The sequence below is a fragment of the Methylobacterium sp. P3_A11 genome (assembly GCF_056403155.1).
Genome location: NZ_JBFUGA010000017.1, coordinates 63,404 through 76,350, shown reverse-complemented (window position 1 = coordinate 76,350; position 12,947 = coordinate 63,404). Strand labels below are relative to the sequence as shown.

General features: G+C 72.9%; 12 protein-coding genes. 3 read left to right on the top strand and 9 right to left on the bottom strand.

The window, feature by feature from the left end; genetic code table 11:
• A partial coding sequence (locus tag AC1DXK_RS08245; RefSeq protein ID WP_477297402.1) for an ABC transporter substrate-binding protein occupies positions 1 to 412 on the bottom strand: 412 nt, incomplete at its 3' end.
• 327 nt (positions 413 to 739) lie between these two features.
• Between AC1DXK_RS08245 and AC1DXK_RS08240 the strand changes: the two genes are divergently transcribed.
• Positions 740 to 1,705 (top strand): transporter, encoded by a 966-nt coding sequence (locus AC1DXK_RS08240; RefSeq protein WP_457105112.1) that lies wholly within the window; start codon positions 740 to 742, stop codon positions 1,703 to 1,705.
• 201 nt (positions 1,706 to 1,906) lie between these two features.
• Complete coding sequence (locus AC1DXK_RS08235) at positions 1,907 to 2,932, top strand: cyclase family protein (RefSeq protein WP_457105113.1); 1,026 nt, start codon at positions 1,907 to 1,909, stop codon at positions 2,930 to 2,932.
• 41 nt (positions 2,933 to 2,973) lie between these two features.
• Here AC1DXK_RS08235 and AC1DXK_RS08230 read toward each other — a convergent pair whose 3' ends face one another.
• The 8 genes from AC1DXK_RS08230 to AC1DXK_RS08195 all read right to left on the bottom strand — a co-directional run bounded on the left by AC1DXK_RS08230 (position 2,974) and on the right by AC1DXK_RS08195 (position 9,311).
• Positions 2,974 to 4,962, bottom strand: coding sequence for an SDR family NAD(P)-dependent oxidoreductase (locus AC1DXK_RS08230; protein WP_457105114.1), 1,989 nt, complete (start codon positions 4,960 to 4,962; stop codon positions 2,974 to 2,976).
• A gap of 101 nt (positions 4,963 to 5,063) precedes the next feature.
• On the bottom strand, positions 5,064 to 5,222 hold the full coding sequence (locus tag AC1DXK_RS08225; protein ID WP_457105115.1) for a hypothetical protein: 159 nt from the start codon (positions 5,220 to 5,222) through the stop codon (positions 5,064 to 5,066).
• A 106-nt stretch (positions 5,223 to 5,328) separates the two neighbouring features.
• Positions 5,329 to 6,180, bottom strand: coding sequence for a DUF1206 domain-containing protein (locus AC1DXK_RS08220; protein ID WP_457105116.1), 852 nt, complete (start codon positions 6,178 to 6,180; stop codon positions 5,329 to 5,331).
• A 119-nt stretch (positions 6,181 to 6,299) separates the two neighbouring features.
• Positions 6,300 to 6,641 (bottom strand): hypothetical protein, encoded by a 342-nt coding sequence (locus AC1DXK_RS08215; protein ID WP_457105117.1) that lies wholly within the window; start codon positions 6,639 to 6,641, stop codon positions 6,300 to 6,302.
• 49 nt (positions 6,642 to 6,690) lie between these two features.
• Positions 6,691 to 7,254 carry a Uma2 family endonuclease gene (locus AC1DXK_RS08210; protein WP_457105118.1) on the bottom strand — a complete coding sequence of 188 codons (564 nt, stop codon included), beginning with the start codon at positions 7,252 to 7,254 and terminating at the stop codon, positions 6,691 to 6,693.
• A 61-nt stretch (positions 7,255 to 7,315) separates the two neighbouring features.
• Positions 7,316 to 7,462 carry a hypothetical protein gene (locus AC1DXK_RS08205; protein ID WP_457105119.1) on the bottom strand — a complete coding sequence of 49 codons (147 nt, stop codon included), beginning with the start codon at positions 7,460 to 7,462 and terminating at the stop codon, positions 7,316 to 7,318.
• Positions 7,463 to 7,541: 79 nt separating this feature from the next.
• Positions 7,542 to 8,768: a M23 family metallopeptidase gene (locus AC1DXK_RS08200; RefSeq protein WP_457105120.1), complete on the bottom strand. Its 1,227-nt coding sequence runs from the start codon at positions 8,766 to 8,768 to the stop codon at positions 7,542 to 7,544.
• Between the two features lie 75 nt (positions 8,769 to 8,843).
• Positions 8,844 to 9,311: a peroxiredoxin gene (locus AC1DXK_RS08195; protein ID WP_457105121.1), complete on the bottom strand. Its 468-nt coding sequence runs from the start codon at positions 9,309 to 9,311 to the stop codon at positions 8,844 to 8,846.
• A 183-nt stretch (positions 9,312 to 9,494) separates the two neighbouring features.
• Between AC1DXK_RS08195 and AC1DXK_RS08190 the strand changes: the two genes are divergently transcribed.
• Positions 9,495 to 12,941 (top strand): hypothetical protein, encoded by a 3,447-nt coding sequence (locus AC1DXK_RS08190; RefSeq protein WP_457105122.1) that lies wholly within the window; start codon positions 9,495 to 9,497, stop codon positions 12,939 to 12,941.
• Positions 12,942 to 12,947: the final 6 nt, after the last annotated feature.

The window sequence follows — 12,947 nt, the reverse complement described above, 5'->3', positions numbered from 1 at the left end:
CGTTGGAGGCGGCGCCGGGGGTGATCATCGGCGTCTTGAGCCGGGCCGCCCAGGGCATCAGCGCCAGCACCACCTCCGAGATGTAGCTGGCGATGACGAGGTTGACCTTGTCCTCCGAGACCGCCCGCTGGAAGGCGCGGACCGCGTCGGAGGCGGAACTCTTGTCGTCGTAGGTGACGACCTGGATCTGCCGGCCRTCGACGCCGCCCTTGGCGTTGATCTCGTCGGCGGCGAGCTGMACCGCCTGCGGGATCGAGGCKCCGRCCACSGAYTGCGCCTCGGCGATCACGCCGATCTTGATCGGGTCGGCGGCGTGCGCGGGTCCCGCGAGCATCGAAGCGACCGCCAGCAACGCGGGCAGCCCGCGCCGGATCTGGGCGCGCCGGGCGACGGCATGCGCGGTCTCGGCCATCGGCATTTCCTCTTCCCTCGTGCCCGAATTTTTTATTCGCGGGCTTGGGGCCGACTGTAGCCGGCGCCCGAGGGATCACAAGGGGCCGGCGGCGTGGGGCGTGTGACGTTTCCGGCCAGTCGTTCGCGCCGGGCTCCGCCCCGGGACGCTGTTGCGGCCCGGCAACGGGAGGCGACGATCCCCGCCGCGGACGGGCGCCCTTCGCCCTCCCGCGCGACCTGCCGGGCGTCGCGCAGGCCAGCCCCAGAACAGGGTCGTGGTGTCGAGATCGTGTCCGGACCGGACTCCTCGGCAGATGCGCCCCGGAGCGTCGGGAAGGGGGACGCGATGCTCAAGGACACGGTGACGGCGGCTCTGGCGGTGATCGCCCTGAGCCAGGGGGGCCAGGCATACGCCGCCGCCGTGACGCAGCCTGGAGAGCAGGTCGGCCTCGCGCCGGGCTTGCCCCTGCCGGAGGGCTTCTACGCCTTCGACACGTTCAGCTGGGGACGGGCCGACCGCCGCGACGCCGCCGAGGTCGGCGTCAACATCCCGTTCCTGATCTACGCGTCGCCGCTCAAGATCCTCGGCGCGCGGATCGAGCCGGTGGTGGCGTTCCCGTCGGTGTTCATCAACACCCACTTCCCGGCCCCGATCCCCAACAAGGAGGTCAGCACCTTCTACACACCGTTCCTGGGCAGCATCTTCGCCTGGAACCTCGGCGGCGGGTTCGGCGTCTCGTACGTCGCGGGCGCCTACCTGCCCTACGGCGACCGCGGCTCGCTGGGCCTGGGACTCCGCGGCACGCCGCTGATCGCGCAGGCCGCGTCGGCGACGATGACCCAGCGCGTCGCCGCCACCTATGTGGGCGACGGCAGCCTCAACCTCTCGGCGATCCTCACCTACAACCGGCCCTTCGACGCGCATGGCCGGTTCGGCGGCCCGGTCGGGGCGGCGATCGGCCCGATCCCGCTGGCGGACCAAGTCAACCTCGACCTCACGGCGACGAAGAAGTTCGGGCCTTTCGAGATCGGCGCCGTGGCCTTCGGCTACACCGACCTGGCGGTGAACCGCCGCGACCGGCTGTTCGCAAGCTTCCAGCGGGACGGCTACATCGCGGCGGGAGGCCTCGTGGGCTACAATTTCGGGTCCGTGATCGTGCAGACTTTCGTGACGCGCGAGATCGTCGCCCGCGACACCCTCAGCCACGCCGGTGATCGCCAGCACAACGAGGAGACCCGGGGCTGGTTTCGCGTGATCGTCCCCTTCCCGGTGGCAGCCGCCGCGTCGGAGCCTGAGATCCGCAGGCATTGATCCCGGCGCCGGTTTCAGGACGCCCACACTGTCCGCCCGCGGGCTTCCGGGCACGGACCGCCGCCCCTACGCTCCGGGTCGATCCGCGTGTCGCGGGTCCGACGGCCTCACACAAGGGCACGGACAGGTGAGGAACGCATGCGCGGACGCGCCCGGGACCGCCCCGGGCCACGGCGCCCTGTCGAGCCGGGGCTCGAACCCATGACCCTGCGTTGGACCCGCCGGCCAGAGGGCTCGACCTGGGGGGATTTCGGCTCCGACGACGAGCGCGGGCGGCTGAATCTGCTGACCCCCGAGAAGGTGCGCCAGGGCGTCGCCGAGGTGCGGGAGGGCCTGACCTTCTGCCTCAGCCTGCCGCTGGACCTGCCGGGCGGCAACGTCCTGAACCCACGCCGCCACCCGCCGCAGATCACCCCGACCCGCCGCGCCAACGGCCGGCCGAACATGAACTTCCCGGTCTGCGAAGAGGTCGAGGGCGCCACCGACGTGATCTGCGACGACCGCGCGCTGATCCACCTGCAATATTCGACGCAGTGGGACTCGCTGGCCCATGTCGGGTCGCTGTTCGACGCGGACGGCACCGGCTCACGCCCGACCTTCTACAACGGCTTCCGCGGCGGCCGGGACATCGTCGGGCCTGAGAGCGTGGCGGCGGCCGACCAGCCGTCCCGCGCGAAGAAACTCGGGATCGAGCGCCTGGCCGAGACCGGCATGCAGGGCCGGGCCGTGATGATCGACCTGCGCGCCCATCTCGGCGACGCCAAGACCCGGGTGGGCTACGACCAGCTCGCCCGGATCCTGGAGGCCGACGGCGTCGTGGTGGAGCCCGGCGACATGGTTTGCCTGCACACCGGCTTCGCCGAGCGGCTGATCGCCATGGGCGGCGAGCCGGACCCGAAGCAGGTCCACAATCTCTGCGCCGGGCTCGACGGGCGGGATCCGCGCCTGCTCGACTGGATCACTCGCACCGGCCTGTGCGCGCTGATCGCCGACAACTACGCGGTGGAGGCCTACCCGGCGGGTCCCGGCCCCGCCTGCTGCGCGACGCTGCCGCTCCACGAGCACTGCCTGTTCAAGCTCGGGGTCAATCTCGGCGAGCTGTGGCACCTGACGCCGCTCGCCGATTGGCTGCGCGCCCACGGCCGCAACCGCTTCCTGCTCACCGCCCCGCCGCTGCGCCTGCCCGGCGCCGTCGGCTCGCCGACGACGCCGATCGCGACGGTCTGAGGGCCGGGTCGGCCCAAGGCACGATCTTGGGGCCGGCCGGATCAGCCGAGGACGGCGGACGTGGCGTCGGCGCGCGGCGCATCGCCGTTCGGCTCCGCGGCCGCCTGGGGCGCCCCGGCACGAAGGACGGCACGCTCGCGGAAGTGCGGGATCGCCGCCTCGAATACGGCCTCGGCGGCCGCCCGGTCGCCCGCCGCCACGGCGTCGCGCAGCCGCGCCACCCAGGCATCGAGCCGGTCCCGGTCGGCGAAGACCGGCCGCGCCGCCATCACCCCGTCGATGCCCGGCAGGGCGATCCGGGGCTCCTCGCGGGCGAACAGGATCTCGTTGAGCCGCTCGCCGGGCCGGGCGCCGGTATAGGCGATCTCGATCTCCGCGCCGGGCTCGAAGCCGGCCAGCCGGATCATCCGCTCGGCGAGGTCGGCGATCCGCACCGGCTGGCCCATCTTGAGCACGTAGACCGCGGCGCGCTCCGCGCCCGCCCGGGCCTCGCCGTCGGCGTGGGAAGCCGCCGTCAGCACGAGGTCGCAGGCCTCGCGCACGGTCATGAAGTAGCGGACCATGTCGGGGTGGGTGACGGTCACCGGGCCGCCGCGGGCGATCTGCGCCTTGAACACCGGCACCACCGAGCCCACGGAGCCCAGCACGTTGCCGAAGCGCACGGCGATCAGCCGGGTCGCGGGGCTGGCCTGGGCCAACTGCTCCGCGTCGAGGGCCTGGGCGACCATCTCGGCGAAGCGCTTGGTGACCCCGAGCTGGGACACCGGCTCGATCGCCTTGTCGGTGGAGATCATCACCAGAGCGCGGGCGCCGGCCGCCACCGCGGCCTCGGCGACGTTGATCGAGCCGAACACGTTGGTCTTGATACCCTCCTGCCAGTCCCGCTCCAAGTAGGGCACCTGCTTGAGCGCGGCGGCATGGAGCACGTAGTCCGGCCGGAACGCCGCGATCACCGCGCGCGTCCGCTCCCGGTCGCGGATATCGGCCAGCACGCCGGTCACCTCCGCCTCCGCGGCCAGGATCGCCGGGTGGCTGAGGATGCCGTGGAGCGCCGGCTCGGAGGATTCGAGCACCAGCACGGCGGCGGCCCCAAAGGCGACAGCCCGCAGGCAGATCTCCGAGCCGATCGACCCGCCGCCGCCGGTCACCACGACCCGGCGGCCGGCGAGGAACGCCTCCAGGCGCGGCCGGTCGATCGCCACGGTCGGCCGCAGCAGCAGGTCCTCGATCTCCAGGGGCGCCAGTTCCGGCCCCTGCAGGCCCTCGCCGAGGCCGACCACCCGGGCGAGGGGCAGGCCGAGGCGCCGGGCGCGGGCGATCAGGTCGTCCGGCGCCGCCTCCGGCACGAGGGCGCTCGGAGCCGCCACCAGCCGCCGCACCGGCTCGCCGCGGCCTGCGAGGTCGGCGACCACGCGCTCGAGATCCGGGAAGCCGCCCAGCACCGGCACGCCGCGCATGAACTGGCCGCGCTCGTCCGCCCGGGGCGACAGGATGCCCCGCGGCGCGAGTTTCCGCACAGAGCCCGCCTCGATCGCCCGGATCAGCACGTCGATGTCGGCGCCGCGCCCGAGGAGCAGCGTCGGGACCGTGGCGGCCCGGGCGCTCGACTGCCGGGAGCGGGTGTCCTTGAGGTAGCGGAACGCGAGCCGCGTGCCGCCCAGGAAGAAGATCTGCAGGACCCAGTAGAGCAGGATCGCGATCTTGCCGAAGAAATAGAACCCGTACAGGTCGGACGAGACCAGGACCCAGTCGGTCACCAGGAGCGCCAGCGCCAGCACGCTCGCCGCCCGGACGATCCCGGCGAGATCCTGCAGCGAGGCGAAGCGCCACTTCGTCCGGTACAGCCCGAAGCGCCCGTAGACGAGGCCGGCGAAGAGCAGGAACGGCGGCAGCAGCAGGGGCAGGGCGTGCAGGCGCTCGGCGAGCATGCCGCCGTGGAAGCGGAACAGGAAAGTGAGCACCACGGCGGCAGCGGTCGCCGCGAGGTCGTGGGCCACCATCACCGCGGTCTTGTAGAGGCGCTGCTGCATCGGGTGCCGGATGGGATGCCGCGGGGTATCCGCCGCGGCACCGGCCCTGTCAACGCGCGGTGCCGGCCCCGCGCCACACGGACGCGCGACCGGCGAGAGACCTACCTGACCAGGCTGCCGCCGAACCCGGACTTGAAGTTCTTCTGATACGTGCGGCCCTTCACCGGATCGGCCTTGTCGACCATCAGAATTTTCACGCGTTCGTTAAAGTCTTCCGTGGTCACAATCTGCGCCCGGCCGGTGATCAAAATTCTGGCCATCATTTCCTCCGCATGGTTGCCCAGGGCACAGGATTGCGCGGAGGGTCTCTTTGACTTGGGGCGCGTGCGGCCGATTACAATCGGAACGCCCTCCGAATTGCCGGGCTCAGGTCAGCGCCCGGGCCGCGGCGCCGGCCGCATCGTCCACACGGTCGATGTCCGGGGCCTCGATATGCCGGTACCGGGCCTGGATCAGCCCGAAGGCCCCGAATGCCACGTGGCCCGCCGCGGCGAGCCCGAGCAGCACCCAACCGTAGGGCTGTGCGCGCAGCAGCGCGAAGGCCTCGGCCAGCCCCTTGGCGTCCGACGAGCGCTGATGCCACGCCGCCGCCACGAGGAACCCGCCGATGATCAGGAAGGCCAGGCCCCGCGCCGCGTAGCCGAACCGGCCGATCGGGCCGGCCCAGCGCGCGCGGGCCTGCGCGTCGAGGGCGAGGCGGTCGGTGACGTCGCCGCGCCAGGCCTTGCCGAGGAAGCCGAATCCGCCCCCGACGATGGCGAGGCCGCCGAGAGCCACGAGCCAGCGGCCGAAGGGCTTGCCCAGGAGCCACGCGGTCCAATCGTGCATGCCGTCGCCGCCGCCCATGCCGAGTCCGAGGCTCAGCGAGGCCGCGCTGGCGGCGAGGCCGAGGTAGAGCGCGGCGCTGATCAGGTGGGCGCCCCGCACCGCGAGGCCCTTGGCCGACGTGCCCCGCCGGTCGGCATCGGTGATGCCCTCCACGAGGCGCCAGAGGGCGAAGCCGAGGAGGCCGAGGGCGATCAGTCCGACGATCGCGGCACCGAACGGCCCGGCGAGCACGGCGCGCAAGGCGTCCTTGCTATCGCCGGCCCGACCGCCGTGCCCGAGGGCCGCCAGCAGGGCCAGGCCGCCGACCACGATGTAGACCGCGCCGCGGGCGCCGTAGCCGAAGCGGGCGATGCGCTCGATCGTGTTGCGACCGCCGGGAAGGGCTCTCATCGGCGGCACCGGGCGGCAGGGGAACGGGGGTTCGACACGGGGGGCATCCGGTGACGCGGGACCCATCAACGCCCGGCGGCGCGCGCCCGATCCGTTGCCGGCGCAAAGATCCGGACCCCCTACATCGGCGTCCGGTCGGCCCGTCCGGCGAGCGACACGTAGAAGCCGAGCCCGTCCTGGGCCGGCAGGGTCTGGAGGCGCTCGATCAGGCCGCGGCGCTTCGCGTCGAGGAGCAGGCGGCCGGCCGGCTGGAACAGGGTCTCGCCCCCGCCCGCCGGGGGCGGATCGAGCCGGATCGCCACGGTCTTGCCCTTGGCGAAGCGGCTGCGCTCCAGCATATCCTTGAGGGAGGCCTCGGCGGTCGCCCGGTTGGCGCCGCGCAGGTCGAGCACCGAGTCGGCGTCGGTCACGCCGAGGGAGCCGCGCAGCTTGGCCGCGTAGAAGTCTTCGAAATGGGGCAAGTCTCGGTGCCTTGATGCGTCGCCGTTCGATGAGGTGGGGTGTGGGCGGTCAGAAGGCGAGGCCACGATAGATGTCGCGCACCGGTACCGCGCCGTCGAGTTCCGGCAGCGACAGGGTGCCGTCGAGCCCGAGGGCCGCGACGCTCCAGTCGTCCCCCGCGCGCCGCCAGACCTCGACCCGCGCCTCGTCGGAATAGACGATCAGCAGCACCGCGAGGCTCGGCACGGTCCGGTAGAAGTCGATCTTGCGGCCGCGGTCGAGGCTCATGGTCGAGGGCGAGAGCACCTCGGCGACGAGGAGCGGATCCGCGGCGTAGCCCTCCGGCAGCAGCGGCCCGCACCGCACCACCACGTCGGGGATCGGCGCGAAATCGTCCATGGCGGCGCTGAGGATCCCGAGACCCGGCAGGGCGCGGCAGCCCCTGCCGTCAGCGAGATCGCCGATTCGGCGGATCAAGTTGGCGGCGATCGCCTGATGCCGCTCCCGCGGCGGCGCCATCAGCATCGGCTCGCCGTCGAGCAGCTCCCAGCGCTCGTGCTCGGGCCGGCTCTCCATCCAGAGCCTGAACTCGGACACATCCATCCGCACGTCGTGCTTCGCGGCCAGAGCCATCGCCGATCCCCGATCTCGACCCGATGGTAGCACCGGGCCGGCCGCCCGCAACAGCACCGGCTCAGACGGCCACCCGGGCGCGGGCGTCGCCTCGCCGCAGGGCGCCCCCGCGCTCCGGACGGGCGATCGCGTCGTCCGGTCCGGCGACCCGCATCGTCCAGCCCACATCCGCGCGCCGGACCGCGATCCGAGATGCGATCGGGTCCACGATCAGGCGGGACCGGAGGCCATGGCGGCCCCGATCGCGACCGGGAGAGGCTCACGGCGCGGCCATCCCGGAGACGGGCTCAGTCGACGCCGAGCCGGGCCGCCACGACGGTCGCGCCGGCCTCCAGGAACCGCTGCGGATCCACCGGCTCGCCGTCGATGCGGGTTTCGTAATGCAGGTGCGCCCCGGTGGAGCGCCCCGTCGAGCCGACGGCGCCGATCACGTCGCCCGCGGCCACGCGCTGCCCGGGGCGCACCGCGATACGGGCGAGATGACCGAACCGGGTGGTCAGGCCGTGACCGTGGTCGATCTCGACCATGTTGCCGTACCCGCCCGCAGCCTCGGCGGTAACCACCCGGCCCGGCGCGGTGGCGCGGGCGGGCTCGCCGTACTCCGCCTTCAGGTCCAGCCCGGTATGCAGGGCGAATCCCCGGGTGAAGGGGTCGAGCCGCGTGCCGAACGGGCTCGACACGGTCGAGGCCCCGCGGATCGGCCGGCCCAGGGGCAGGGTGGCGGCGAGGCGGCGCAGGCGCTGGCCGTCGTCGAGCGTCCGCCGCGCCAGGGCGAGGCCCTCCGCGAAGCCGGCGCCGTCCAGGACGCGACCGTCCAGGGGGACCAGCGGCCCGCCGAGACCCGCGGCCGGGGCCGGGGTGTCGAAGCGGTCCGGATCGAGGCCGGTGCGGCCGATCAGCCCGCGCAGCCGCCGCACCGCGTCGCCGGCGCGGGCGCCGAGATGGGCAAGGCGCTCGCCCTGCGCCGCCTGCACGCCCTCGAGGCGCGCCGCGAGCCGGATCAGCCCAGTCTCCACCTCGCGGGCGCTGCGGCGGGGCAGGGGATGGGTGGTGGGCCGCTCCGCGGCTGCGTCCCCGGACGGACGCAGGAGCAGCCCGTCTTGGACCGAATCTGGCGGCGCGTCGAACGGATCGGGCAGCGCGCCGGTCGTGAGGGGGTCGGTGGTCAGGGGGTCGGTCTGGGCCTGCCGTTCGAGGCCGGCGAGGGCTGCCATGCGCCGTTCCAGCTCGGCCTGGTGCGCCAGGGCGGCCGCGACCCGATCGGCCAAGCCCGCCTCGCTCCCGGCCCGGTCGTCCCGGTCATGGTCGAGGCGGTCCTGCAGCTCGCCGATGCGCGTCTCGTAGGCGTCACGCAGGGCCGTCTGCCGCGCGACGAAGCCCGCGAGCACGTCGTCGTGGAACACGATCAGGTAGGTGGCACCGGACGCCCAGACCAGCGACAGAGCCAGGCCGGCGGCGAGCCAGGCGGCGGCCCTGTGCGGCCGGGAGCGCGAAAGCAAGGTCTGAGGATGCATCGGGACGGCCCCGGGGGGAGCCGCCATTCAGACCCCAGTAGGGTTAAGGATCCGTCGCGCCCGGGCAGCGGCCGGTCAGGGCAGGGCGCGGGCGGCGGCCAGCACGGCCTCGGCGTGGCCCGGGACCTTCACCTTCGGCCAGATCCTCGCGATGCGCCCCTCGCGGTCGACCAGCACGGTGGTGCGCTCCACGCCCATGTACTTGCGCCCGTACATGCTCTTCTCCACCCAGACGCCGTAGGCTTCGAGCACGCCCTTGTCCTCGTCGGCGGCGAGCGGGAAGGTCAGCCCGTACTTGGCGCAGAACTTGTCGTGGCTCTTCACCGGATCCGGCGACAGGCCGATCACCGTGGCGTCGGTCTCCGCGAAGGCCGGCAGCAGACCGTTGAAGTCCTGGGCCTCCAGGGTGCAGCCGCTCGTGTCGTCCTTCGGGTAGAAGTAGAGCACGACTTTGTGACCTTTGAGCGCGGACAGTCCGATACGCCCTCCGCCGGAGGCGGGCAGGTCGAAATCGGGCGCGCGTTCCCCCTCTGACAGCGGCATCGTGCCTTCCTTTCGGCCGATTGATGATGTGCAACTGATCTCGGGCGCGGCCCCGAGCGATTGCGCCGCGCACGTCCGAGCCAAGCCCGGAGTCGCGGCCGCTGTAAAGCGCGGACGCGCTTCAATCCACCGGCCGCGGTGCCCGAGGGCGCCGCGCGCAGAGACCCCGGAACAAAGGTCCCGATGGCGGACGAGACAACGTCGGCATGCAGGCCTCGGGGGAGGGCGCGGCGCGTGGGTGGCGTCTGCCTCGCGAGCGCCCTCGCGCTGGTGCTGCTCCTCGGCGGCGGGATCGGGCTCGTGGCCCTGCGCCTGTCGAACGGGCCGCTGCAGATCGATGGCCTGTCGCGGCGCGTCGCGGCCGCGGTCGCCGAGCGGATCGGCCCCGGCTGGAGCATCGGGATCCGCGGCAGCAGCCTGGAACTCGACCGCGAGAACGCACTGAGCCTGCGCTTCTCCGGCCTCGACATCCGCAACCCGCAGGGCGACCTCGTGGTGCGCGCGCCCCTGGCGCTCGTCAGCCTCGATCTCTGGGGCCTCCTGCGGCTCAACCTCCAGCCCCGCTCCATCGAGTTCCGCGAGACGCAGACCACCGCGCTGCTGCACCGGGACGGCTCCATCGCCTTCGCCGCCTCGGAGGCCAACCATCCGGTCGATGTCGCCCCGCACACGCCGCCGAGCGTGGACGGGGTGCGGGGCACCGTCTCGCCGCTCTCGGCCGCCATCGCGTCGATCTTCGGGGTCGTCCTCGATCCGGGCGGCGTGGTCGGCGCCCTCGACCGCGCCCGCGTCACCGACGCGCGGCTGCGGCTGATCGACGAGGACGGCCACGAGCGCGCGGTGTTCGCGCGGGTCAACGGGCTGTTCGGGCGCGATCCGGTCAACGGCACGCGCAATTTCGAGCTGCGGCTCGACGGGCCGCACGGGGAATGGCGTTTCGGCGGCGCGCTGCGCGACGGCGGCGAGGGACAGGTGCGTTCGGGGGTCATCACCCTGGACGATCTGCCGGTGACCGACCTCCTGCTGCTCTCGGGCCAGTCCGGCCTGCCGCTGACCACGGACCTCAAGGTCTCGGCCCGCGCCGATGTCAGCCTCGCGGCCGGTCGCATCACGACGATGAACGCCAAGCTCCACACCGGCGACGGCACGTTCCTGATCGAGGAGAAGGACTTCAACCCCGTCACGGTCGACAGCGTCGACGCCGCCCTGGACTGGGACGAGGCCGGCCGCGTGATGTCGCTCTCCGGCCTGGACTATCGCGGCGCCGGGAATGCCGTGCACCTGGCCGGGGCGTGGAAGGGGAGCCCCCCGGATGCGCCGACGACCTGGACCGCGACGCTGGCGAGCCGCGACGCCATCCTGCGCGGGGCGACGCCGCAGGACGCGCCGGTGAAGATCGATGCGATGGAGGCGCAGCTCTCAGGCCGCGACGGCGGCATCGCCATCGAGGCGCTCAACCTCGCCGCGCCGGGGGTGACGGGCACGATCACCGGGACGATCGGCACGACGGCCGACGATGGCGGCCTCAACCTCCACATCGTCGGCCATGACGGCGAGGTCCGGACCGGGCTGCGCCTGTGGCCGGAACACATCGCGCCGCCGGCCCGCACCTACCTGGTGGACCAGCTCCGGCGCGGCCGGGTCGATTCCGTCGACATCAAGGTGAAGATGTCGGGTGCGGTCCTGGCCGCTGCGACCCGGGGCGATCCGGCCCCGGACGATGCGGTCCATATCGACTTCCACGTCTCGGACGCGGCCATCGACGTCACCGCCGACGCGCCGCCGGTGACCAAGGGCAACGTCGTCGGCGTCATCACCGGGCGCTCGACCACCGTGCGCAACGTGACCGCCGAGGTCCACGGGCCGGACGGGCGGGGACTGGCCATCTCGGATGGCAGCTTCGTCATCCCGCAGATCACCCCGGACCGGGTCGTGGCGCAGATCGGCATGCGGCTCTCCGGCGGTGCCGACGGGATGGCCTCGGTGCTCCAGGCCAAGCTGTTCAAGAGCGTGATGAGCGTCGATCTCGACCCGGCCACGATCAAGGGCAGCGCCGACATGCGGGTCGACTTTCCCCTCGACCTCAAGCACATCCCCGACCTGCCCGACCTGCCGGTGACCCTGACCGGAACCCTGGCCGACCTCTCGGTCGACAAGGTGATGGGCAAGGACCGGCTGGAGGCCGGCAAGTTCTCCCTGTCGTACGACCGCGGCGCCTTCGGGCTCAAGGGCGACGGCCGGGTCGCGGGCGCCCCGATCTCCGTGGACCTGCGCCAGCCCAAGGTCGGCCAGCCGGGCGAGGCGGTGGTCAACGTCCTGCTCGACGATGCGGTCCGGGGCCGCAAGGGTCTGCCGACCGCGCCGCAGCTGAGCGGCACGATCCCGGTCCGCGCCGTGGTGCCGATCGGCCGACCTGGCAGCGGCAAGCCGCCGATCCGGGTCGAGGCGGATCTAGCCAAGGCCGGGATCGACGGGCTGGTCCCGGGGCTGACGAAGCCCCCGGGCAAGCCAGGCCGCCTGAGCTTCACCCTGGTCGACAGCGGCCAGGCCCTGGAGCTGCGCGACGTCACCTTCGATGCCGGGCCGGCGACGGCGCGCGGCAGCGTCTCGATCACCCCCGAGGGCGGCCTGGAGCGGGCGGATTTCACCGGCGTCAAGCTGTCCCCCGGCGACGACCTGCGGGTGAGCCTCGACCGGACCGGCAGCGGCTACAAGGTCGTGGTCCGGGGCGCGGTGGCCGATGCCCGGCCGTTCCTGAAATCGCTGGGCGCCCCCGAGGCGAAGGGCGGCCGCGAGCCGAAGGACGCGAACCCGAAGGATATCGACGCCGACATCCAGGTGCCGATCGTTACCGGCTTCAACGAGGAGGCCCTGACCGGCGCCAACCTGAAACTCTCCCTGCACGGGAAGACGCTGCGCGCCGCCACCATCTCAGGGCGCTTCCGGACCTCGCCCTTCGCCGCCACGGTCACCCGGGGCGAGCGCGGCGTGCCGACCCTCGCGGTGGAGACGGCCGATGCCGGCGCGACGCTGCGGTTCGTCGACGTGTACCGGCGGATGTATGGCGGGCGGCTCACGGCCGGGATCGGCCTCAACGACGGCCCGCAATCCGGCGTCGTACAGATCCGCGACTTCATCCTGCGCAACGAGCCGGCCCTGTCGAGCATCATGGCGCAGGGGCCGGAGCCGGCCGAAACGGACGCGGCCCGCGGTCGCCGGGTCGCCCCGGGCCGGGGCGCCGGCGACGTCACCTTCGACCGCATGCGCGCCAATTTCGTCCGCACCGGCACCCGCGTCGATTTCAGCGACGCGGCGATCTCGAACGCCGCCATGGGCTTCACCCTGTCGGGCTGGCTCGATACCGGCCGCGAGCGCACCGACATGACCGGCACCTTCGTGCCGCTCTACGGGCTGAACAACGTCGCCTCGCAGCTGCCGCTCCTCGGGCCGCTGCTCGGCGGCGGCCACAACGAGGGCCTGTTCGCGGTGAATTTCCGCGTCTCCGGCAAGCTCGCCGCGCCGGACGTGAGCGTGAACCCGCTCTCGGCGATCGCCCCGGGCTTCCTGCGCAAGCTGTTCAGCGCCGGCGGCGGACCCTTCGCGGACGGCTTGCCGGGCGTGCAACAATAGGCCGGT

Coding starts and splice junctions, on each gene's coding strand:
- AC1DXK_RS08230 (WP_457105114.1), bottom strand. CDS start 4,962: ATGCAGCAGCGCCTCTACAAGACCGCGGTGATGGTGGCCCACGACCTC.
- AC1DXK_RS08195 (WP_457105121.1), bottom strand. CDS start 9,311: ATGCCGCTGTCAGAGGGGGAACGCGCGCCCGATTTCGACCTGCCCGCC.
- AC1DXK_RS08235 (WP_457105113.1), top strand. CDS start 1,907: ATGACCCTGCGTTGGACCCGCCGGCCAGAGGGCTCGACCTGGGGGGAT.
- AC1DXK_RS08225 (WP_457105115.1), bottom strand. CDS start 5,222: ATGGCCAGAATTTTGATCACCGGCCGGGCGCAGATTGTGACCACGGAA.
- AC1DXK_RS08210 (WP_457105118.1), bottom strand. CDS start 7,254: ATGGCTCTGGCCGCGAAGCACGACGTGCGGATGGATGTGTCCGAGTTC.
- AC1DXK_RS08200 (WP_457105120.1), bottom strand. CDS start 8,768: ATGCATCCTCAGACCTTGCTTTCGCGCTCCCGGCCGCACAGGGCCGCC.
- AC1DXK_RS08190 (WP_457105122.1), top strand. CDS start 9,495: ATGGCGGACGAGACAACGTCGGCATGCAGGCCTCGGGGGAGGGCGCGG.
- AC1DXK_RS08220 (WP_457105116.1), bottom strand. CDS start 6,180: ATGAGAGCCCTTCCCGGCGGTCGCAACACGATCGAGCGCATCGCCCGC.
- AC1DXK_RS08240 (WP_457105112.1), top strand. CDS start 740: ATGCTCAAGGACACGGTGACGGCGGCTCTGGCGGTGATCGCCCTGAGC.